Origin of the sequence: Tenacibaculum sediminilitoris (assembly GCF_964513795.1) — a bacterium.
Lineage (GTDB): Bacteria > Bacteroidota > Bacteroidia > Flavobacteriales > Flavobacteriaceae > Polaribacter > Polaribacter sediminilitoris.
In genome coordinates this window covers 1-24,464 of sequence record NZ_CAZEQR010000015.1, presented here as the reverse complement: position 1 = coordinate 24,464, position 24,464 = coordinate 1, and the positions used below count along the sequence as shown (strand labels likewise).

Here is a 24,464-nt window from a genome sequence, read left to right as displayed (position 1 = left end):
TTCTTTAAATATGTAAACCACATTCTCTGTTACTTTCTACTTTTGTTGGGTCAAAGTATTTAAACTCGTTTGGTAATTGGTGTTCTTCTAAATAAGCATCTAATTCCTCATCTGACCAATGGTAAAACGGACTCACTTTTAATACTCCAGCTTTACTTTTTGAAACTATATCAATACTATCTCTAAAGGCTGTTTGTCCTTTTCTTAAGTTCGTAAACCAAATATCTGGTTTGTGTTCGTTCATTGCTCTTTTGAAAGGTTCTAACTTCACTTGTTCAGTAAATACAGCATGTTTAGGATCATCAACTGTTGGTAATCCTAAAGTGATATTTCTGTGTGCTACCGTTTGTTTAGGAACATACAACTGAATGTTTAACTGTAGTTTTTCAATTAACTCTTCAGCATGCTTATAGGTTTGTGGAGTATTATAACCTGTATCGCACCAAATTACATCTATACTATTCTTTACAGACGATACTACATGTAAGATGGCTCCTTCATAAGGTCGAAAATTTGTGGTCACAACCGCCTTATTAGCTTGTAACAATGCCCAAGCAATAATCTCTTTTGGAGATTTGTTTTTCAACGCTTTATTTACTTCTTCTAAATTCATTGTTTCTATACTCATTTTTTGCCCCATTTAATATTGTTCCAAGCTCTTTCGTGAAAAAAATACAATAGCATTTTAGTTACTAATTCAATCGCTCCAATTGAAAAAGCTGTTTTTATTTGACCTGTAACTATCCATGAAATTAATATAGTATCTATGGTTCCTACTACTCTCCAACTTATTGATTTCACTACACTTCTTACTGGTTTTTCAGATAGTTTATCGTCTCTATAATTCGTTTTATTTTCTACTATTTGTTCTGCAATCATTTTAAAATACCTTTACCCTATCGGAATACTAGGTTTTAAGTCAGCAAATATACATATGCTTTTTAATTCTCCAAGGATAAATTAAAAAAATATTTGAATTTTACAATTTGTTAATACTACACTAAATCTGCAAGTGTATTATTACGAAGTACTTGTAGCGTATTATCTCTTACTTGAATCATTAGTTTGTGTACTGAGCATGCTTCCTCATCTGGACAGTCATCACATTTTTCATAATAATTCAAACTAACACAGGGTACCATAGCAATGGGTCCTTCTAGTGTTCTAATAACATCAGTCATTTTAATTTCATTGGCTGGCTTTAGTAAATAATAACCTCCGCCTTTTCCTTTTTTTGCTCCTAAAATTCCTGATTTTCGTAAGGTAAGTAATATGCTTTCTAAAAACTTATGCGAAATGTTTTCCTTTTCTGAAATGGTAGCTATTTGTACCATAGTGCCCTTTTCTTGCTTAGCAATGAAAGTAAGCGCCTTAATTCCGTATTTTGTTTTCTTAGAAAGCATATTACAAATATATGCTTTACTTCCTAATTATTTAATGCTTGATTTAAATCGTTAATTACATCTGCTACATTTTCTAATCCCACCGAACATCGTACTAAACCATCTGTAATTCCTACTTCTAACCTGTCTTCTTCACTTAATTTACTATGTGTTGTAGATGCTGGATGTGTTACAATAGTTCTAGTATCTCCTAAATTTGCTGATAATGAACATAATTGAATACTATTTAAAAACTTACGTCCTGCCTCAACTCCTCCCTTTATTTCAAAAGCGACAATATTACCGCCTAATCGCATTTGGTTTTTAGCGGTTTTATACTGAGGGTGGGATTTTAAAAACGGATATTTTACCAAGTTTACTTTTGGATGTTCTTCTAAGAACTGTGCTATTTTTAAGGCATTTTCACAGTGTTTTTCTACTCTAATTGATAAAGTTTCTAAACTTTTAGACAACACCCAAGCATTGAATGGTGACATAGCAGGACCTGTATTTCTCGAGAACAAATAAATTTCTCTTATCAACTCTTCTTTTCCTACTGTCACTCCTCCTAAAACTCGTCCTTGACCATCTATTAGCTTTGTTGCTGAGTGAATGACCAAATCTGCTCCAAACTTAATTGGGTTTTGTAAATAAGGAGTTGCAAAACAATTATCTATCACCAATAATAAGTTATGCTTCTTTGCAATACTTCCTAACAATTCTAAATCTAAAATATCAACCGCTGGGTTTGTTGGTGTTTCAGCATATAAAATTTTAGTATTTGGTTGAATTAAGCTCTCTATTTTATCAGCTTCGGTAATTTTAAAATAACTCGTTTCAATATTCCACTTAGGTAAATATTTGGTAAACAAACTATGTGTTGAACCAAAAACAGAACGACACGACACAATATGATCTCCTGCATTTAACAACGCACCAAAAGTTGAAAACACCGCTGCCATACCTGTTGCAAAAGCATACCCTGCTTCTGCACCTTCCATAGCCACTATTTTATTGACAAATTCTGTGGTATTCGGATTTGAGAATCGACTGTATAAATTCTTCTCCTTTTCTTCTGCAAACGATGCTCGCATATCTTCAGCATCATCAAATACAAAACTTGATGTTAGGTATAGAGGTGTTGAATGCTCTGAAAATTGTGAACGTTCTGTTTGCGTTCGTATGGCTTGGGTTTCAAAATGTTGTTGACTCATATTTTTTTTTAGATGTTAGACCGCTTCGCTGCTAGATAAAAGAGCAAAGACCTTATCTTTTCTCTTTGTTCTATTTTCTTGGTTCTTGTTTTTTTATCCTAATTATTATTCTTTGCTAATCGTAAAATGTCTCCAAATACGCCCCTAGCAGTTACTTTAGATCCTGCCCCTGCTCCTTGAATGACAATAGGTTGTTCTCCGTAAGATTCTGTATAAATTTCAAAAATGGCATCTGAGCCTTTTAAACTTCCTAAAGGAGAACTCTCAGGTACCGAAACTAATTTCACATCCAATTCTCCTTTTGTTTGTTGTAAATCTCCATGTAAATCTCCAATATATCGTAATACGTGTTTCTCTTCTTGTGCTTCTTTTTGTTGTTGAAATGTTGAATTTAACTTTTCTAAATTGGATAAAAACTCATCAGAAGATACTTCTCTATATGCTTCTGGAATTAAATTTTCTATTTCAATATCTTCAAACTCATTTTCTAAATCCAACTCACGGGCTAAAATCAACAATTTTCTAGCAACATCATTTCCACATAAGTCTTCGCGTGGATCTGGTTCTGTAAATCCATTATCAATTGCTTCTTGCAACACCGTTGAAAATGCAATGTCTTCCGCAGAAAACTTATTAAACAAATAGCTTAATGATCCTGAAAATACTCCTCTAATTCTAGTGATGTTTTCTCCTGAATCGTGTAATAACTTAATCGTGTCAATCAATGGTAAACCGGCACCTACATTGGTTTCATACAGATAACTTTTTTTATTTTCATCTAAGGTTTTACGTAGTTTTTTATAAAAATTATACGAAACAGTATTTGCTATTTTATTAGATGAAACTAAGTCAAACCCAGCATCGACTAACGGAATGTAATTTTCTATAAAATCTAAGCTAGCTGTATTGTCTACTGCAATTAAATTTTCTAAATGATGTTCTTTTGCATAGTCAATTACACTATCAACTGTATGCTTATCTTCCACTGCTTTTTCAAGCTCATTCGACCAATTAGTTCCAACTCCATTTTTTATTAATAATACTTTTTTAGAATTAGCAATTGCAAAAATATTCAACTGGATTTTTCGTCTTTCTAGAATCGTTTTTGAATTTTCTAAAATTTGCTCTATCAAGGTTCCACCTACTAAACCTTTACCAAAAATAGCGATGTTAATCTTTTTAGCGACTCCAAATACTTGACCATGAATCACATTTAACGCCTTGTGTAATTGCTCTTTCTTCACTACCAAGCTCACATTTTTACCTGTAATGGTATTATTAAACAATAATGGAACAACCTGGTTTTTAATCAGCGTATTATACGGATGATGAAACTCACTTAAGTCTTGCCCAATGATAGAAATTACCGATACTTCTTCAAGGATAAAAATTTGACTTACATCTTTTGTTTGTAAATCACTTTCAAACTCTTGTTCCAAGGCTTTTACGGCTGCTGCTGCATTACTTTTATCAACCACCAAACCAATTCCTCTTTCTGAGGAGCCTTGTGAAATTATACTTACACTAATTCCGTGATTACTCAACGCTTTAAAAATTCGAGCGTCTACCCCTACTTTTCCTAACAATCCTCTTCCTTCAAAATTTATCAAAGCAACGTTATCTAATACTGATAAAGATTTAATTCCTTTTGATGTTGATTTTGCTGTTATCAATGTTCCATTATCATTAGGATTGAAGGTATTTAATATTCTAAGATTAATATTTTTTTCTAATAATGGAATTATGGTTTTAGCATGTAAAATAGTAGCACCGAAGTTTGCCAATTCATTGGCTTCTGAAAATGATAATTCTTCTATCTTTTTGGCATCAGCAACCAAATCAGGGTTTGCAGTAAAAATACCATCTACATGCGTATAGTTTTGTAACTCTTCGGCATCTAAATAGTTTGCCAATAATGAGGCTGTATAATTGCTTCCGTTTCTTCCTAAGGTAGTTGTTTCATTTTTTAAGTTTGAGGCAATAAATCCAGCTACCACATTCACTGTTGTTCCATTGTATTGCTTGAAGTGGTTCAACACATTTTCTTTAGATATTGCAACTATTGACTGTCCGTTACCTAAGCTTTCATCTGTTTTTAACAACGCTCTTGAATCGGTAGCATTCGCATTAATTCCTTTTTGTTGTAACAAGTCGGTTACTGTTTTTATAGACAATAATTCTCCTTGTGCCAATACTTCGTCTTTTATCTTTTGGCTATAATCTCCTAACAATCGTACCCCTTCAAATAACTTTTCTAGTCTATCAAATTCAGTAGAGAAATCTACCAATGGAGTTAATTTTGTTTGCTCATGCTTAAAAGCTTCCAAATGTTCTTTAAAAACTTCATTTTTAGCTGCTTTTTCTAAAATCTCTTCCAACTCATCGGTTGCCTTTCCTCTGGCTGAAACAACTACAGCTATATTTTCTCCTTCATTAATTTTTTGTTCTATGATAGCTACTACATTCTGTATGCCTTCATTCGACAAAGATTTTCCGCCAAATTTTAAAATTTTCATTCTTTTGTTTGTTGATTTTTGATTGAATATAGGTTCAATTATTTTTTCTAATTGTTTGTATTCTATTAAGAAAGCGTCATGTCCGTGATCTGAATTAATTTCATTATAAGTTACATTTGTATGGACTGACGCCAGTTGTTTATGCGTTTCTCTGTTCTCTTCAGCAGTAAAAAACAAATCAGAATCTACTCCTACAATATGAATATCAGCTTCAATGGTTTCTAACACATTTAATCCTTCTCTACCTTTCGTAACATCAATTGTTTTTAATAGCTGGTTCATCAATTTGTAAGAAGCCAACTGATAGCGTTCTTGCAGTTTTTTCCCGTGATGTAACAACCAACTTTCAACATTAAAAATTTGTAGTTCTTCATTTTTAGTACGTTGAAAACGTTTTTTAAACGATTCTGGTGTTCTGTAACACAACATTGCATGCATACGTGCATCGTGTACCGGATTACTAGAGTTGGTTAAAAATTGCTCTTGTATTTGACAATTTGCTATTAACCAATCGGTCGATTTCCAGTCGGTCGCAATAGGAATTAAGTATTCTGTTATTTTTGGGTTTAACACAGTCATTTCCCAAGCTATTCCACCACCTAAAGAACCGCCTATCAATGCAAATAATTTCTTAATATTTAGCTGTTCTAGTCCTTGTAAAAAGATGTTTGCAACATCACGTGCTACTAAGCTTTTATAATCATCAATTAAAAAATCATCATAACCATTTCCTGGAATGTTAAAGCACAGAACTGTATACTGATTTGTATCAATAACCTTGTTTTCACCTACTAAATCTTGCCACCAACCATCAATTCCTGTAACATTACTATTACCTGTTAATGCATGGTTAATAAGTACCACAGGAGCAGTACCCAATGACTTTCCAAAAACTTGATAACTCAAAAGGATTTTATCGAATTGTGTACCGCTTACCGTAGTATAACTAAGAATATGTATGTGTTGTAAATCACTTTTCATTACTAATTTTTTTAGTGTTTGCCTAATACTATTGGTATTAAGCCAATATTTCTTTAGAAATTTTAGCAAACGCTTCTGCTAAATCAGTTTTTAAATCTTCAATATTTTCTAGACCTACTGATAAACGTATTAGATCTTTAGTTACTCCTGTGCTTTCTTGCGCCTCATCATTCAACTGTTGATGCGTGGTACTTGCAGGGTGTATAATTAAAGATTTGGTATCTCCAATATTAGCTAGTAATGAAAAGAGTTTTGTATTATCTGCAATAGTTTTAGCTGCTTCATAACCTCCTTTTACACCAAAGGTTACTAATCCACTTTGTCCTTTTGCTAAGTATTTATCAGCTAAAGCTTTGTATTTATTTCCTTCTAACCCTGGATAGTTTACCCAAGCAACTTCTTCTTGTTCTTGTAACCATTTTGCTATAGCCAATGCATTTTTACTATGTTTTTGGATTCTTATTTCTAAGGTTTCCAATCCTTGAATAATATTAAATGCATTCGTAGGACTCAATGCTCCTCCAAAATCACGTAATCCTTCTAAGATTAATTTAAACGTGTATGAAGCAGCTCCTAAAACTTCATGGTATACTAATCCGTGGTATCCAGCTGAAGGCTCAGTAAACTCAGGAAATTTTCCATTTGCCCAATTAAAGGTTCCTGCATCAATAATGGCTCCTCCTAACGAGTTTCCTTGTCCACCAATGTATTTTGTTAACGAGTGAATTACAATATTTGCTCCATGTTCTATCGGATTTAATAAAGCTGGTGTTGCTACTGTATTATCTACAATAAACGGAACTTCTGCCTTTTTTGCATGTGAAGAAATGGCTTGTAAGTCTAACACATCTAACTTCGGATTTCCTAAAGATTCTACAAAGAAAGCTTTGGTGTTTTCTTGTACTGCTTCAGCAAAACTACCAGGATTTGAAGCATCAACAAACGTAGTGGTAATTCCTAATCTTGGTAACGTAACATTCAGTAAATTATACGTTCCACCGTATAAACTACTCGAAGCAACAATATGATCTCCAGCTTTTAGTAAGGTTAACAACCCTGTTGAAATTGCTGCGGTACCAGAAGCAAATACAACTGCGCCAATACCTCCTTCTAAAGCAGCTAAACGATCTTGCAAAATTTGATTGGTTGGATTGTTTAATCGGGTGTAAATAAACCCTAATTCTTTTAACGAAAATAGATTTGCTGCATGTTCTGAGTTGTTAAAAACATACGATGTTGTTTGATAAATAGGAACAGCTCTTGTTCCTCCATTTTGTGTTACATCGTGACCTGCGTGCAACGCATTTGTTGCGAATTTTTGTGTACTCATTTTTCTTGTTTTTGAGTTAATAAAAAATTAAACCAAAAGCCAAAACACATCTTTGTTAGATGTTGCTTACTAGAAAAATGTTATTAAGAAATTATAAGAAGGTTCTTGTAGAAATAAAGAAACTTCTTTGGGTTATCTATCCTCGAGTTTTTTACGCTCTGGTAGAATTTAGCACCTTCTTTGTTTGCACAAAGGGTTGCTAAGGTTTCATAGGGTCTAATCCCTCCACCTTTCTTGATAACATCGTCAATAAGTGTTTGAACTTTTACGAGTACAAATATTCAATTATAAAATTGAATATTCCAAATTTATTTTGAATTTTATTAAAAAAGAGTTTTGAATTATCTTCAATAAACATAAGTAAAATACTAAAAATCAGAAACTTAAACAAATCAACCTAAACCAAAAGTTTATGTTTATTTTTATCTTAAGAACTACAAGATAACATAGAACAACCCACTTTATTTCGTGCCCATTCAGGACGTTTTACGAACCATTTTTCGTTTTCTGGCTGCTCATCATAAGGGTTTTTCAACAATAAATATAACTCATTTAACAATACAAAATCATTTTTATTTGCATCATTAATTGCTAATTGTGCCATATAATTTCTCAGTACATATTTAGGGTTTACAGCATTCATTTTTGTTTTTCTATCTTTATCTGAAATAGTTTCATTTTGTAACCTTTCTATATAATTTCGAAACCAGTTTTCCCAAGATTTTTTTATTTCATCTACAATTTCTGAAGGCGTATAAAATGCTTTTTCTATTTTTTTGATTGCCTCTTCTTTGGTATCATTTTTTGAAATATTTGACAACAATCGGAAAAAAATGGTCATATCAGTTTCTGTTCTTTGAAGTACTTCCTCAAGGTCTGAAATTAATGTTCCATCTGATTCTTGTGAAGAAAAAAGCCCCAATTTTTCTCGCATCATTTGCATATATTTTTCAGGAAATTTTTCTTGATAATTTTCCAAAACAGCTTCTAAAGGTACAGCTTCTTCAATTAGTGGGTATAAAGCATTTGCCAACTGATATAAGTTCCATAAAACCATCTCGGGCTGTGAACCATATCGGTAACGTTTATGTGTATTGTCAGTAGTATTAGGTGTCCATCCATGGTCATAACCTTCCAACCACCCGTAAGGTCCATAATCAATCGTTAAACCTAGAATTGACATATTATCTGTATTCATAACCCCATGCACAAATCCTACACGCTGCCAATGAATTACCATTTCTAAACTACGTTCGGCTACTTCCTTAAAAAAGGACACGTATGTTTCTTTTGAAGGTTTCCCTAAATGAGGATAATGATGTTTAACTGTATAATCAACCAGTTTTTTTAATGTTATTACATCTCCTCTGGCAGAAAATATTTGGTAACTACCAAAACGCAAAAAAGACTCGGCTGTTCTACATACAATTGCTCCTTTTTCATAAGCGGCATTTCCATCATACATTACATCTCGTAATACTTTATCTCCTGATAATGCTAATGATAAAGCTCTTGTAGTAGGTACACCTAAATGGAACATAGCCTCACTACACAAGTACTCACGAATAGAGGAACGCAACACTGCTAATCCATCTGCATTTCTCGAATATGGGGTCTCTCCTGCTCCTTTTAATTGTAAAGTCCACTTTTTGTTATCATGGGGCATTTCAAACAAATTAATCGCTCTACCATCTCCCAATTGACCTGCCCAATGCCCAAACTGATGCCCACCATAACACATCGCATACGGTTGTGTATTTAGATATACTTCATTTCCTGTAAAAACATTTTTAAACTCTTCGGAAGCTATTTCAGCTTCTGTGAGTCCTAATTCATTTACCATTTCATCCGATACATGAATAATTTTTGGATTCGATGTTTTTTTAGGAGTTACGTACGAAAAACAAGCTTCAGTAACCTGTCTTCTTTTATTTTCTTTAATTGAATCTGCAGGTAACTCTTCAGTAAAGGTATTTTGTATATTGAATTTCAACACGTTTTATTGTTCTTTTAATTTATTTGCATATAGCTTTTTCAATTTTGCCAATTTAGGTGAAATAACCACTACACAATACATTTGATCTTTATTCTTCTCATAAAAATCTTGATGACTCTCATCTGCTTTATAAAATATGGATGTTTGGCTTATTTCTGTTACAATTTCATCTTCATAATAAGAAGCCAACTTTTCTACTACTTTTTCTGCGGTTATTTGTTGTTCTTTGGTATGATAAAAAATAACGGATCGGTATTGTGTTCCTACGTCTGCCCCTTGTCTGTTTAAAGTTGTTGGGTCATGGCTTGTCATGAACATAATCAATAATTCTTCATAACTTATGATTTCAGGATTAAACGTTGCTTGCACTACTTCTGCATACCCTGTTAAACCTGAACAAATTTCTTTATAGGTTGGTATTCCTGATACAGTACCTCCCATATAACCTGATACCACTTCTTCAACTCCTTTTATTTGATTTAAAACAGCTTCTACACACCAAAAGCAACCGCCTCCAACAGTTAATACTTCTAATTTATCATTTGTCATTTCTCTCCTTTCTTTATTCAGTATCTAAAATCATTGAAGCTGAATTAATACAATAACGTAATCCGCTAGGTTCTGGTCCATCAGGAAAAACATGTCCTAAATGAGCATCGCAGGTGTTGCACATAACCTCTACACGTACCATCCCGAAAGTAGTATCTTTCTCATACTGAATAGCTTTTTCTTTTATAGGCTGTGTAAAACTAGGCCAACCTGTACCTGAACTAAATTTAATAGTTGAATCGAACAAAGGAGTATTACAACATACACACTTGTACTTACCTGCATCATAAACACTACATAAAGCCCCTGAATTAGGTTTTTCTGTTCCTTTTTGTCTTGTAACTCTATACTGTTCAGGTGTTAAAAGCTCTTGCCATTCTTCTGCTGTTTTTTCTACTCTTTTATCTGGTGTTGGACTGCCATTTACTACAAAGTTAATTACATCTTTCCATGTTAAAATTTTATCGTTCATATTCCTCATATTTTTATTTAACTCATTAGTAGTTCCTTTTTTATATTACTTACAAAATTACGATTCGTTATCTATTGAATAAATTTAATTTTTCACTATTTAAATAAAGGTTTTTATTTTTATCCATCTGACTGATTTTTATCATACTTTATCATGGTGTTTATCTAGAAATTTGAAGCATTCCTATTCTAAAAAGAATTAAGAGAACTAGAAATTATGATAATATCAACTAACAAAACAGTAGTAGATTATGTGACTGAAAACATAAAAACAGCACCTATTTTTAAGAAATATGGGATTGATTTTTGTTATCGTCGGGGTACTACAGTTGAGAAAGCTTGTATAGAAAACAAGATAGATCAAACAACTCTTGAAAAAGAACTAGCCGAAGTTGAATCAATAAATGATATTATTGAAGATTATAACAAGTGGGAACTAGATTTTTTAATGATTTATATTGAAAAAATACATCATACATACGTTAGAGAAAATATGCACCTTATTTCACAATATGCTAACAAAGTAGCTAAAGCATACGGAAATTATTATGCTGAAATTATAGAAATAAATCAATTATTTTATAAGGTAGCAAAAGACCTACTAGCACATATGCAAAAAGAAGAGCAAATATTATTTCCTTTTATAAAACAATTAATACAGGCTAAAAAAGAAGGTTTAAAAAAGACAATACCACCTTTCAGAACTATAAATAGCCCTATACAAATGATGGAACATGAACATGAACATGAAAATGTTGGAAATATTTTTAAAAAAATATCAAAATTATCTAATAACTATACTCCACCAGAAGGGGGCTGTAATACTTTTAGAGCTTTGTATGCTAAACTAGATGAATTTGAACAAGATTTATATAAACATATACATCTTGAAAATAATATTTTGCACCCTAAAGCCATTTTGCTTGAAAAGGAGATTTTATAGTTGACAAATAGGCAATCTGATTACAGGTCACTTATTTATTTAGCTTAGTATTAATCATTTAAAAACTTTTTGGAGATGTATTGTGTACATTATAATATTTAAACACCCTCCCTTATTTTTTTTCGTTTTACTGATTGATTAATAATTAAATGTGCCACATTTACCATATTTCGTAATTCGCAAAAGTGCTGTATTTATCTTAGGTGTTTTATATAGTTCTTCAACTTCTTGATAAATGATACCTAGTTTTTTTGTGCTAAAAAGTGACTTAACCATAGTAAAAGTGTCTTAACGCAATAGAAGCATTAAATAATATTAGAAAAACGGGAAAACAAGGGGAAATAGTTAAATAGTCGTCATGGAGTTAATTTTCTCAAAATTGCACCCCATCCCCCTATTCTGATATTATTTTATAAAGTTTGTTATGATTTTAAAAAAAGAAGAGGAATCTATTATAAATAAAAGAGTATTGCTTATAACTGAGGGAACTTACCCTTACAATTATGGCGGTGTATCAAGTTGGGCACATACGTTATGCGACCTAACAAAGGATGTTGATTATGTCATCTATTCGTTAAATGCTTACTATGAGAAGAAACCAAAGTATAGCATTAATGAAAACGTGAAAGAGATTATACAGGTTCCTTTGTGGGCATCATACGCTTTATCAGATATCATGAATTATGGACTTCCATACAGTCGTGTCGTTAGCAAAAAAAGTCACACATCAGATATCAATATCCAATATTATTTTCTTGATAATTTTAGAACTTTTGTTTCTAATTTAATTGGTGCTAATTGTGATTTAGATGCTCTGGAAGCTAGTGTTTATAAGCTTTGGGAGTATTTTAAAAGATACGATTTTGATCTTACTTTAAAAAATATTTCTGTATGGAAAGAATTTAAAAGCATTATTTCTGAAAATTTCAACTCAAACCAATACCACTTAACAATTAATGATGTTGCTTTTGCTTTACAATATATAAACAAGCTACTAATTACTCTTGCTGTACCCATACCTCCTGTTGATATAGCACATATAACGCTTGCTGGATTACCAATTTTACCTGCTTTAGTTGCCAAAAAAGAGTATAATGCTGCAATCGTTGCTACAGAACACGGTGTTTTTATTCGCGAAAATATGATTAATATTAGTAGTTCATCATTATCGTATTTTACTAAGAAAATAATTATTAAATGTTCTGAATCTTTGGCTCGTTTAGCCTATACAAAATCAGATTTAGTAACCTCTGTTAGTAAGTTTAATACCAAATGGGAATTTCATTATGGTTTAGCTCCACAAAAATCTAAAGTAATATACAACGGTGTAGATGAAAATAGGTTTTCAACAGGAGAAAAGCCTGAGAATTTAAAACACACACCCACTGTTGTGGCTATTGCTAGAATTTTTGCCTTGAAAGATGTTATTACCATGATAAAAACATGCGAATACGTTAAAGAGAAAATTCCTAATGTGAAATTTATTGTTTACGGTGATAAAAAAGCAGATTTAGATTATGTATCAGAATGTGAAGCGCTTATACAAAAGTTAAATTTAGCTACGAATTTTATCTTAGCTGGCCATCATAGCCAACCAAATAAGGCATTTTTAGAAGGAGATATTTCTATTTTAACTTCTATTTCAGAAGGATTTCCATATACGGTAATTGAATCTATGAGTTGCGGTGTCCCCGTGGTAGCAACTGATGTTGGTGGTGTTGCAGAAGCCATTAACGAAAAAACAGGGTTTGTTTGTAAACCTAAAGATTATAAAGCATTAGGAGAAAAGGTAATTTACCTATTAGAAAATGATGATATAAGATTAAAAATGGGAAAAGAATCAAGAAAAAGAGTTTTAGAACATTTTACACTAGACAAAATTATTTCTTCTTACGAGGATGTGTACAATAACCTACTATTTAAAAAACAAAAAATTAAACATCATAAAGAAATTGCTTTTAAACAATGGTAGCAGATTGCAAAGAAAGTAATGCTTTATTATTACGTAAAATAAAAGCTAAAATAGGGGATCCTGTTTCTGTTGATGTAGTTGTTGCCATACTTGAGTCTATTGGAATTAAAAGTGAAAATGTTCCTGAAGATTTTGGTTTTCCTGACTCGAGAGCTTTAGCTAGTGATCTTTTTCAAAAACTAACAACAACTCAAGAAACAAGTATTAAAAAAACAAAAAAAGTTTATGAAGTTACCTCTATTGAAAAAACAAAAAAAGTTTTTTCTGATGCTTATTTGTTTATTAAACAATATGTTTATGGCACCTCATATTTGTTAGCTTTTGCCTTGCAATTAACTTCTATTATTTTATACGGGTTTTCAATTTATGTGTATACAGGGTTTAACCAGCTTCAATCTACTATCGTAGTTTTGGGTATCATTATAGGTATGGTTATTAGTGGAGGATTTATCCAAGTTATTGGAAATCAAATATCAAAGCACTTTTACCTAAAAGATTTTTTACTTGTAGAAAAAATGACCTATTCTCTTTTAAAAAAGGGAGGGATATCTATTTTTTGTTTCTTATTAGGGCTGGTACTTTTAAATTTAATAATTCCACTGTACCCTTTTAAAACAATGCTACTTATTGCTTGCTATGCTTTTTGGGTTGGGTTATTATTTTTAGTCTTTGCTCCTTTGCATGTAATTAATCGTAAAAAGGTTATATTTTTAGCTACTTTTAATGCTTCAATTGTATGCTTACCTTTTATTAATAATACAAGTGTTAATATATATCTTCTCCATTTTATAGGGCTTTTTGTCGCCGTAAGTACCGTGCTTATTTTTTTAATTGTTTATTTTAGAAAGAAAAGAGCAACTGGTGTTTCTTCTAATGTGAGTTTTCAAAAAGGAGCAGTTATCTATAACAATTTATATGCTTTTTTCTATGGTGTTTTTCTTAACTTTTTCTTTTTTATAGACAGAATTATTGCTTGGTCAAGTAATGAAACTAGTAACTTTTTTTTACCTATCTATTACGAGAAAAACTATGAAATAGGTATGGACTTATCTATTATTTTTTTATTATTACTTGCAGGAATCTTGGAATACAGTAATACCTCGTTATTTAATTTTCTAAACTTTGAGAAGTATAATACTTGTATTCTGGATATGACCGTTTACAGAAAAAAAACATTATCACTATACTTAAAAAGTTTAATACTTATGCTTCTCTCTTCCATCCCTATTTATAGTATTGTTTTATATATTTTTTATGGTAAATGGGGGTATAATTATTTTTTTTCTGAACCTTTAACAAGTACAAGTATTAAAATAGCAAATATTGGAATCCTAGGTTATTTCTTTTTGTGCTGGGGCATACTTAATTCTTCCTACCTTATTTCTTTGAAGAAACAGAAAGAAGTTTTGAAGATAATACTTTTTGCCTGCCTTGTTAATATTGTATCTGGATTTATTATTAGTAGGTTATTTTCATATAGTGATAGTTCCTATGGAATGTTGTTAGGCTCTGTTGTATTTACTTACTTTACCCTTAAAGAAAATATTCACGTCTATAAAAATATTGATTACTATGCTACGATTTAGATACTGGATATTTTTAATCGTTTTTATTTATACTTCTAAACTAATGGCAAAACATAACGCTGTTTTTTTATGTTATGGAAAAATCCCTGTTGAAGAGATTACTAATTACGAATATGTAATATTAGAAGCTAGCCATTATTCTGCTAGTGAAATAGCAATTTTAAAACAACACAACCAATTTCTTTTAGCTTATATTTCATTGGGTGAGTTTAATAAATACACTTCATTTTATGACAAAGCCAAAAATCACAAATTGCCTGGGATGAATAAAAATTGGAACAGCTTTTATTTAGATTTGAGCAAACAAACTTTACACGAAGTTTTGCTTGAAGATGTTAAAGAAAAAATTTTAATGAAAGGCTTTCACGGTCTTTTTTTAGACAATATAGATAACTACTGTTCTTTTGGAGAACAAAAAAAACAACAGCACTATTTAATATCATTACTCCAATCAATTAGAAAAAAGTTTCCTACAATACACCTAATGCAAAATGCAGGTAGTGAAATTTTGGATATTACAAATAAGCTTATCAATTCTGTTGCTTTCGAATCGGTCATTACCAATTATAATTTTGCAAAAGGAATATATAGGCTTAGAAATGAAGAGAACTATAAAGAAAAGACCTCTTATCTAAAAACGATTCAAGAAAAATATACTTTGCCTTTTATTATTATTGAATATGCAGAAAGAAAAAAAGATGCACGCAAAATAGTAAGAAAATTAAAAAAATATGACTGGCACCTTTTTATTGGACAAATAGACTTACAAAATAAACCCTTCTTTAAATAAAAAATGAAATTATATGAAACTAGTTTTCTTTATGCTTTAATAAGATTTATATGCGTGGCACTTTTCTTTTATGTCATAAAGAAAACACAAAACAACAAAAAAGAGTATTTATTTTCAGACTTTTTAATAACAAACATTAGTATATATGCTTCCATAAACATAGTCATTATTTTTTTTCTCACACAGTTTAAAGCTTACAATCTGTTCAATTTTTTATGCTTATTGTTTGTTTTTTTGTTTTTTGAAACAAACAATTTCAACCACCCAAAAATCATTTATATTACGATAAAAAATTCATTCGAAAAGAAAGTAATACGCTTTATTGGTTTTATTGAAGCTGTTAATAAAAAAAAGCAAGTTGTAGAATATTTTAAAAATTATACAATTTATAAAAGTGAAATTTATGATTTAAGTATCATAATAATCATTTTTATTGTGGCCTTTTGCTTTAGAATGTTTTTTTATACCAACGATTTATTTTTATTCTCCGAAAGTTGGTTTGCCGATTATGAAAATATAATGCGCATAACAAACCAACAATGGTTTGGTACAGAATATACCGAAATGGGAGAATTTGCTCTTATTAATATTTTTGGTCTTTTCTTTAAAATAAGTTCTGAGATGAGTCTGCAAATGTTTGGGTTCTTACAATGTAGTATTTTATCTATTCTTATTTTTTGGATTGTAAAAAAAACCAGTGTTAAAACTCCTTATTTCATACCTTTTTTTTCTGCTTTATTATTTTTAGGTGGTTTAATTATAACTCCTATAGATATCCCTTTTATTTTCAAACATCGGAAAATTTTCTCTGTGTTTATAATTTTTTTTCCTATCCTCTTTTCAATTACAGAAAAACAGCATTATTATAAATACAGAACCCATTTAATATATTTTTCTTTTGCGCTTTTAGCCATAAGTTTTTTAGCTTTTTCATCTCTCCTAATTATAGTTTTACCCTCTCTTCTTTTTTTAGCTATTTATGATAGTAAAAAAAGTGTTAAACAAAAAACACAAATACTGTTTCTCTTTATTGTTATACCTATAATTACCATTCTAGGGTACTATGCAACCTTTAACTATGGAGTATTTAATATTCCCTTTTTTATACGGAATAGTTTTATAGAGATTTCTAATTTTTCAAAAATCAAAAACCTCTACTTTCAACATATCAATATTGTAACTGCTGTTTCGTTAACAGCCATCGCTGTAATAATACTTAATATTTTAATTAAGCGTACAAACATCGAGTCTATTTTAATTTCTTCTTTATATCTTTTCTTAGCTGCCCTTTTTCAAACTCGTTATTATCTTATTGATGAAAATTTATTCCTACTCATTTTCAGTGTTTTAACTCCTATAATGATTGGAATTTCAATAAATAACCTAATCTTTAACCATGTTAAAATAATAACCGTAAAAGCGGCTCAATACCTCTCTTCAATAATCGTTATCTCTACTGTTTTCATTTTAATCTTTATTCAAAGACCAATTATATCGCAACTGAAAAACTCTAACGAAACTAATAGACAAATTTTAGCTACTTACGACAAAATAATAACGAATCATCTTCCTTATAGTTTTGCTGTTGTAAACAATGAAAAAACGTTGATTTTTAGTAAGTACAATCATTTTTTTATGAATTATAGCGAATTAAATAAAGAATACTTGATTAAAGACTCTGTATTTCATACGAACAAAAACAAAAAAGATTTTTTAAAAAACAATCCTCATACCATTCTTCCAAATAGCATTTTTTTATTTGAAATACTAGGAGTTGATAAAAATATAAGTAGAGTTGGTTTCTTAACCAGTAAAAAACAGCTTAAAACCAACGATAGTTTATTAAACGTTTTAAGATCGAGAAATCGAGAAATTGAACTATTCACAAATACCAAAAGACTAAGAGTATATAAAATAATTAACAAAAAAAATAGCTGCAACATTGATAAAATGTTGTTGTATGATAAACGACTATGAAAAAGATAAACAAATTTTTAAAAATCGGTTTTGCCGCTCTTTTATTTTTTTTCTCTATTTATGGTTTTTTACCTCAAAATAAGAACCACGAATCTTTTGAAAAAAAAAACAAGAATACATTTTCAAAAAGTACTTATTTTTTAAATAATTCATCTCCTGTTGTTATCTATCTTGGCAAAGATGTATCAAGTAAAAATAAAGTCAAAGAAAACATTCAACAGCTTTGTGATTATACTAAAATACCTTTTGCAACTGTTGCTACAAAGAAACTTAATTATGAAGAATATATATTTCCCTCAACTCTTAAAACAATTTTCTTGCATAATACAGAAGACTTATCTGAAGCGGGTATTCACAAAATTCTTCTTTTTATAGCAAAAGGAGGTTCGTTAATTATTACTAAAGCTATTACCGATGACCGTTTTAACTTTTTAGTTGGTCTTAAAAAAGAAAAATCAAAACATCGCTACAACGTAACAGCTAAAGGAATAAAATTTCAACATAATTTTACCCCAAGCCTTAACAATCGTTCTATATATACATCATTTATTCATTACGGACATGATAAGAAAAGTTTTAATAATGGAATAGAAGTTCTCTTATCGGCTGATAATGAGCCTGATTATCCTGTAACTATAAAAAGAAATTTAGAGTTAGGAAATGTGTATTATTTTAACACTTCTTTTCAAATTACAAAAGATGCTAGAGGTTTGTTATTTCCTGTGCTACTTTCAACTTTAGAAGGAATTCCTTATCCAATAGCCAATATAAACACTATTTTTCTAGACGATTTTCCTAGTCCTGTGTTTCCCTTTAAAAAAGAACCTATTTTAAGTGAATACAATATTACTTCTGATGCCTTTGTAAAAAATATTTGGTGGAAAGATATGCAAACCCTTGCCAACAAATATGATATAAAATACACAACCACAATTATTTTTGATTACGGTGAAAACTCAGAACCTCCTTTTTCTTATCAACAGTGGAACTTATCAACAGAAAATTTTGCTCCTATACCTAAAATTATTACACTAGATGTATTAAAACAAAAACACGAATTAGGGTTTCATGGCTACAATCACATTTCTTTGTTAAAGGAACATTGGAAAGAAGAAAATATGAATGTTGCTTTTAAAACAGTAAAAAACATGTGGTTAATTAACAACTTTGGTTCGTTTCCTGTGTCGTACATCCCTCCCTCTAATTATATAGATCAGCTTGGTGTTTTAACTTTACATAAAGAAATGCCTTCTTTAAAGTATATGTGTAGTTTGTATACAGGGGAGTTTGAAAATGGTGGGGGTAGAGAATTTAATCCGGAGCCTTATACCCATGAAATGTTTGACTTTCCTAGAAATACCTCAGGGTTTCATTTAAATAGCTTTAATAAATACCTGAAAGAAACCATGTATTTATATACAGGAATATGGTCTCACTTCGTTCATCCAGATGATGTATATCAAATACCAAATAAAAATAATTTAGAAGCAAAAGGAGAATTTAATTACAGAAATGGGCTTCAATTATTCTGGAAAAAAAACAACAAAAAAGACCTCTCCGGAATGTATTACTCTTTTGAAAATATTATTAAAGAACATAAGCAAAATTACCCTTTTGCTAAATTCCTCGATGTTCAAAATGGTGCTAAAATAGTTGCCAATATAAGAAGCAGTGATTTTAAACACTACAAAGGCTCTTCTTTTTATTATGTAACCAATAACAATAGTTACCATAACGAGCAAAACTGGTTTACATATATCAATCAAAAAAATGCTACCATTTTATTTGATTTTCTCTCTAAAGAAAAAACACCTTATACTAAAATTCCTCTTTTTAATGGGTATTTGGTAAACATTAAAACTAAAAAATCTAAAATTAAAGTTCCTATTCTAACAATTAATCAAAAAACTTTTTCTACAACTGAAATTTTAATCACTTATCACAATTTTTTAAATTTTAAAGAAACTCATGAAAGCATTTTATTAAACAAGTTGTCTTTGCTACGAGAAGACCTTTTTAAAAACAATAATTTTTCTTTAGAAACATGGAAAGAGTATGCCACATATTGTAGCTGGATGAAACTTGAAAAAAAGTTTTGGAAAGATCTTGAACGCTTTTATTTTTTGAATCAAAATTATGAATCGGCTTCTTTGGCTAAAAAAATGGCTAAAGTTATATGGTATCCTACCAAAGAAAGCCAACGAATTTGGTTAGAAAGACAAATTCAAACAGTTACCAATTCAACCCAAAAACTCCAGTTATTAAAAGAGTATTTAAAAAATTACAATAGCGAGCATAACATCAAAGAAGTTCGTAAAAAGTTGTTAGATATCATAAAGATAGCCCCCACTCCTGAGAATAAAGTAGCTTTTGTAAATACTTACCTTTGGAGAAATGACCCTGAAAAATTTGCTGTTCTAAACACTATTCCAACCATCAAAGATTATAAAACAATCGCTAAGGAACTTACTTGGTTTTTTTATGAAAATAAACAAATTGACAAAGCCCTTTCCTGGGCCAGACTTTCAAAAAAAATTCCTATTGAAACCCAATTGTATTGGTTATTTGAAACAGGAGATCATGAAAAGTTATACCAATATTATAAAAACTATGAATACAGTAATATAGAAGAAGAGTTTACTGCAAAAAAAACCATGATCGATTTGTATTTGGCAAAAGACCGCTTTTTAAAAGCTTGGAAGCTTGCAGAAACCATTCCTGAAACACATAGTGAATATAAAAGCATACAAAAGAAACTTAATACTTTTTTCTTGTACCAAAAGAAAACAATACAAAAGAACATTATAAACACTTCTTCTCGTTTTCTTTTTAAAAAAATAAAAGATAGTATTCAAAGAATCAAAATGTTAGAGCAACATAGCTATTTTACAGCAAAATCTATGATAAACACTAATAAAAATGATGTTGCTACGTTTGACAAAATTTTTACATATGGGCATATCTCCAACGAAAAACATGTGCATAATTTCAGTTTTACGAATTCGTTTGTAGGCAACGCTGTTAATGAAAATAAAGGTTCTGTAAATTTATACGGAGTGAACTATGAATTTATAAACTCAAACTCTTTCGACCAAAAGCTTAAGTATTCTGGAAAAATTGGTTTTGAAGTAGCCAATAATAACTATTTTTACTCACTTGGTATCAAAGGACGTTATATACAAGGTAATAACCTTATTTCTTTAAGTTATGAAACTACTCCAGTGAAAAACAATAATGCTTTTCAACGTTATTTATATAAAAACACCTTTGGTTGTTATTTTGAAAAGAATTTCAAAAATAAACTAAACACCACCGCATATATCGAAAATAATTACTATACAGATGATAATACAGATTTTACATTATCTATTTCCGGAAATTATCCTCTATTTAAATACAATAGCAACATCTTTCGAACCTCACTAGAAGGTTCTTATTCTGTAGGAACCGAAAACGTAAATGGAATTCCCTACTGGATGACAAAAAATAGACAGTTTATTGGTAGCGGTATACAATATCAATTAAATACAGATATTGACAAAACTTACGTTTTACTGGACGGAATGTTTTTTTATGACAGCTATTCAAGATATTTTTTAAGATTTAGAGCAAAAGTTAATTTCCAATTGCAAAAACACCTTATTATCAATTTTAATGGCGAGTTGTTTCAACAAAACTTATACTATGCGAATTCCTTAAATTTAGGAGTATCGTATTATTTAGAGTAAATAATTGTAAAAAAAATGATTTTCATCATGAATTATAATATCGAACTATTTTTAAAAAATGTTTCAAAAATTAAAAAAAATAATCTTTTTTACTCATAAAATATAACATGAAAAAAATCTTAGTTACAGGCGGACTTGGCTTTATAGGTTCTCATACCGTAGTAGAATTATTAAATGATGGATATGAAGTTGTTATCATTGACAATTTGTCCAACTCAAAAATTGAAGTTTTAAATAATATTGTAGAAATCACAAGCAAAAAACCTGATTTCTACCAATTAGATTTACGGGTTAAATCCGAAATTAAAAACTTTTTCGATAACAATAAAGTTGATGGAATCATACATTTTGCTGCCTTCAAAGCTGTAGGCGAAAGTGTTGAAAAACCTTTAGAATATTATGAAAATAATATTGGTAGTTTAGTGTATCTCTTACAAGAAATGCGCAACCGAAACATCGACAATTTTATATTTAGCTCTTCGTGTACAGTGTATGGCCAAGCAGATGAATTGCCTATAACTGAAAATGCCCCTGTAAAACCTGCGGAATCCCCTTATGGTAACACCAAACAAATTGGAGAAGAAATAATTAAAGAAGCTTGTTATGCAAATAACCTAAATGCTATTGCATTACGATATTTTAACCCAATAGGAGCGCACGATAGCATAAAAATTGGAGAACTGCCACTAGGAGTTCCCCAAAATTTAATTCCTTTCGTTACGCAAACAGCTGCTGGTATTAGAGAACAGTTGTCTATCTTCGGAAATGATTATCCCACTGCTGATGGTACTGCAATTAGAGACTATATTCATGTAGTAGATTTAGCCAAGGCACACATCGTTTCTTTACAACGTTTATTTGATAAAAAGAACAAACACCCTTTTGAATTTTTTAATATCGGAACAGGAACAGGAAGTTCTGTTTTGGAAGTTGTCAAATCTTTTGAACAAGTGACTTCTCAAAAATTAAATTACAAGATTGTAGATAGACGTTCTGGAGACATTACTGCGGCCTATGCAGATACCACATTAGCAAATAAAGAATTGAACTGGAAAGCACAAAAAACACTTGATCAAGCGTTACTTTCTGCTTGGCTTTGGCAACAAAAAAACATATAAGATAACCATTTAAAATAAATACTAAATAAAGTTAATTTTAGTTTATCCCGTTTCTTATAACATCACAATTAGCGTGAATTTCTTATTCACGCTAATTGATTTAAAACATCTCCTTTTAAAATGAGTGTTAATGAAACCTTTTATAAGCTTCTTTTTCTAATGCTTCTCTAAAATTAGGATGTGCTATAGAAATCAGTGCTTTGGCTCGCTGCTTTAAACTTTTTCCAAATAAATTTACTACCCCATATTCTGTCGCCACGTAATGTACATGCGCCCTTGTAGTGGTTACTCCTGCTCCTTCTTTTAAAAAAGGGGTAATTTTAGAAATTCCTTTTGTAGTAATAGAGGGCATGGCAATGATTGCTTTCCCTTCTTTAGATAACGAAGCACCTCTTATAAAGTCCATTTGACCTCCAACTCCTGAGTATTGATATTGTCCAATAGTATCGGCACAAACCTGTCCTGTGATATCAATTTCAATAGCACTGTTAATCGCTGTTACTTTTGGGTTTAGTTTTATAATTGAGGTATCGTTTGTATAGCCTGCTTCTTTAAAATGCACTAACGGATTATCATCAATAAAGTCGTACAATTTTCTTGAACCCACGGCAAAACACGTGACTATTTTTCCAGTTTTAATTTCTTTTTCTTCTCCTGTAATAACTCCTTTCTCTACTAAAGGAAGAATCCCATCCGAAAACATTTCGGTATGAATTCCCAAACGTTTGTGATTGGTTAAATTGTGTAACACTGCATTAGGAATGTTTCCAATTCCCATTTGCAAGGTTGCTCCATCATCAATTAATTCAGCTACGTGTTTTCCTATTTTTGACTCTATCTCAGAAGGAGTTCCTGAAACCGACTCGTGTATGGGCATATTTATTTCCACAGCATAATCTATGTTGTTTATGTGAATAATGCCATCACCATGCGTTCTGGGTACATTAGGGTTCACCAAAGCGATTACTCTCTTAGCTGTTAAAATTGCTGGTAAGGTAATATCTACTGAGGTTCCTAAAGAACAGTACCCATGTTTGTCTGGTTGTGAAACTTGAATAAAAGCCACATCTAACGGATAAATATTTCTTCGGAACAACCAATGAATTTCACTTAAAAAAATAGGAATATAGTCCCCATTATTCATATTCACTCCTTTTCTTACATTTTCTCCCACGAAACAGCTTATCAGTTTGAATGAATTGCTATAAGGCTCTTCTAAATATTTAGCTTTACCATGTGTATGAATTTGAATAATTTCTACATTAGTCAACTCATGATAACGCTCACATAAAGCATCTATCAATAAATTAGGAGTCATTGCTGCTCCTTGGAAAAATATTTTATTATTTGATTTTACAATGGCTACTGCTTCTTCAGCAGTAACTATCTTTAAATTTTCAGGCATTTTATTTAGTCTTTTATAAGTACAAATGTCATGAGAAAGTAGAGGTTAATTAATGATAAAAGTCATATACATAATTTATTTTTAGTTTATAAAATATTAGAATGTATTTCAAAATTTGTATTTAAATACCTATAATGGTTCGTGTTAATAAGGTTATATATTTAAAAAGTATATGAATATATTTTGCTAATGCCATTGCACACCTAGTAATCATTTGGTTTCTTTACTACAACTAGTATTTTTTATACTAGTTATTTAACTTGTTTATTAATTTTTGATTACGGTTAAATCTTTCAAATAGGTTTTAAGAGCTTACTATTTCTAGTATTGCTATACTATTATTGAAGTTTTAAGAAGGGTAAGTATATTTAGAAGTATGCTGTTAAAATAAGAGCAAAAAAAACCTCAATCTAATTAGATTGAGGTTTAAAAGAAAGGCAACGACCTACTCTCCCACCAGTGGCAGTACCATCGGCGCAAATGGGCTTAACTTCTCTGTTCGGAAT

At 30.6% G+C, this 24,464-nt stretch carries 17 protein-coding genes, 1 rRNA gene and 1 riboswitch; of the genes, 7 read left to right on the top strand and 11 right to left on the bottom strand.

Annotated features, from left to right (window positions below):
- Positions 1-4: 4 nt before the first annotated feature.
- The 9 genes from ACKTSW_RS06200 to msrB form a co-directional block, all read right to left on the bottom strand.
- Positions 5-613 (bottom strand): phosphoadenosine phosphosulfate reductase domain-containing protein, encoded by a 609-nt coding sequence (locus tag ACKTSW_RS06200; RefSeq protein ID WP_408024423.1) that lies wholly within the window; start codon positions 611-613, stop codon positions 5-7.
- Between the two features lie 11 nt (positions 614-624).
- Positions 625-879, bottom strand: coding sequence for a DUF2061 domain-containing protein (locus tag ACKTSW_RS06195; protein WP_408024410.1), 255 nt, complete (start codon positions 877-879; stop codon positions 625-627).
- Positions 880-995: 116 nt separating this feature from the next.
- On the bottom strand, positions 996-1,403 hold the full coding sequence (locus ACKTSW_RS06190) for an RrF2 family transcriptional regulator (RefSeq protein WP_408024409.1): 408 nt from the start codon (positions 1,401-1,403) through the stop codon (positions 996-998).
- 23 nt (positions 1,404-1,426) lie between these two features.
- Positions 1,427-2,596: an O-succinylhomoserine sulfhydrylase gene (locus ACKTSW_RS06185; RefSeq protein ID WP_408024408.1), complete on the bottom strand. Its 1,170-nt coding sequence runs from the start codon at positions 2,594-2,596 to the stop codon at positions 1,427-1,429.
- 98 nt (positions 2,597-2,694) lie between these two features.
- Entirely contained in the window at positions 2,695-6,093 is a 3,399-nt protein-coding gene (gene thrA, locus ACKTSW_RS06180) for a bifunctional aspartate kinase/homoserine dehydrogenase I (RefSeq protein ID WP_408024407.1), read from the bottom strand.
- Between the two features lie 37 nt (positions 6,094-6,130).
- The gene (locus tag ACKTSW_RS06175; RefSeq protein ID WP_408024406.1) at positions 6,131-7,423 is read right to left on the bottom strand and encodes an O-acetylhomoserine aminocarboxypropyltransferase/cysteine synthase family protein; all 1,293 of its coding nucleotides are present in this window, start codon (positions 7,421-7,423) and stop codon (positions 6,131-6,133) included.
- A gap of 129 nt (positions 7,424-7,552) precedes the next feature.
- Positions 7,553-7,667: riboswitch (SAM riboswitch) on the bottom strand.
- Positions 7,668-7,850: 183 nt separating this feature from the next.
- Positions 7,851-9,416 (bottom strand): protein adenylyltransferase SelO, encoded by a 1,566-nt coding sequence (locus ACKTSW_RS06170; protein ID WP_408024422.1) that lies wholly within the window; start codon positions 9,414-9,416, stop codon positions 7,851-7,853.
- Positions 9,417-9,422: 6 nt separating this feature from the next.
- On the bottom strand, positions 9,423-9,968 hold the full coding sequence (gene msrA, locus ACKTSW_RS06165; RefSeq protein WP_408024405.1) for a peptide-methionine (S)-S-oxide reductase MsrA: 546 nt from the start codon (positions 9,966-9,968) through the stop codon (positions 9,423-9,425).
- Positions 9,969-9,981: 13 nt separating this feature from the next.
- Positions 9,982-10,428: a peptide-methionine (R)-S-oxide reductase MsrB gene (msrB, locus tag ACKTSW_RS06160; RefSeq protein WP_408024421.1), complete on the bottom strand. Its 447-nt coding sequence runs from the start codon at positions 10,426-10,428 to the stop codon at positions 9,982-9,984.
- 228 nt (positions 10,429-10,656) lie between these two features.
- Between msrB and ACKTSW_RS06155 the strand changes: the two genes are divergently transcribed.
- From ACKTSW_RS06155 to galE, 7 genes are all read left to right on the top strand, one after another.
- Positions 10,657-11,382 carry a DUF542 domain-containing protein gene (locus ACKTSW_RS06155; protein ID WP_408024404.1) on the top strand — a complete coding sequence of 242 codons (726 nt, stop codon included), beginning with the start codon at positions 10,657-10,659 and terminating at the stop codon, positions 11,380-11,382.
- Between the two features lie 424 nt (positions 11,383-11,806).
- Positions 11,807-13,354, top strand: a complete 1,548-nt coding sequence (gene pelF, locus ACKTSW_RS06150; protein ID WP_408024403.1) for a GT4 family glycosyltransferase PelF — start codon at positions 11,807-11,809, stop codon at positions 13,352-13,354.
- On the top strand, positions 13,348-14,940 hold the full coding sequence (locus tag ACKTSW_RS06145; protein WP_408024402.1) for a hypothetical protein: 1,593 nt from the start codon (positions 13,348-13,350) through the stop codon (positions 14,938-14,940). The genes pelF and ACKTSW_RS06145 overlap by 7 nt, the downstream gene beginning before the upstream one ends.
- 43 nt (positions 14,941-14,983) lie before the next feature.
- On the top strand, positions 14,984-15,730 hold the full coding sequence (locus tag ACKTSW_RS06140; protein ID WP_408024401.1) for an endo alpha-1,4 polygalactosaminidase: 747 nt from the start codon (positions 14,984-14,986) through the stop codon (positions 15,728-15,730).
- Positions 15,731-16,183: 453 nt separating this feature from the next.
- Complete coding sequence (locus tag ACKTSW_RS06135) at positions 16,184-17,707, top strand: hypothetical protein (RefSeq protein WP_408024400.1); 1,524 nt, start codon at positions 16,184-16,186, stop codon at positions 17,705-17,707.
- Positions 17,704-21,435 carry a DUF2194 domain-containing protein gene (locus ACKTSW_RS06130; protein ID WP_408024399.1) on the top strand — a complete coding sequence of 1,244 codons (3,732 nt, stop codon included), beginning with the start codon at positions 17,704-17,706 and terminating at the stop codon, positions 21,433-21,435. Before ACKTSW_RS06135 ends, ACKTSW_RS06130 begins: the two co-directional genes overlap by 4 nt.
- A gap of 107 nt (positions 21,436-21,542) precedes the next feature.
- Positions 21,543-22,553 (top strand): UDP-glucose 4-epimerase GalE, encoded by a 1,011-nt coding sequence (galE, locus tag ACKTSW_RS06125; protein WP_408024398.1) that lies wholly within the window; start codon positions 21,543-21,545, stop codon positions 22,551-22,553.
- Positions 22,554-22,680: 127 nt separating this feature from the next.
- Here galE and ACKTSW_RS06120 read toward each other — a convergent pair whose 3' ends face one another.
- Positions 22,681-23,958, bottom strand: coding sequence for an acetyl-CoA hydrolase/transferase family protein (locus tag ACKTSW_RS06120; RefSeq protein ID WP_408024397.1), 1,278 nt, complete (start codon positions 23,956-23,958; stop codon positions 22,681-22,683).
- A gap of 432 nt (positions 23,959-24,390) precedes the next feature.
- A 5S ribosomal RNA gene (gene rrf, locus ACKTSW_RS14300) occupies positions 24,391-24,464 on the bottom strand; the annotation flags it as partial.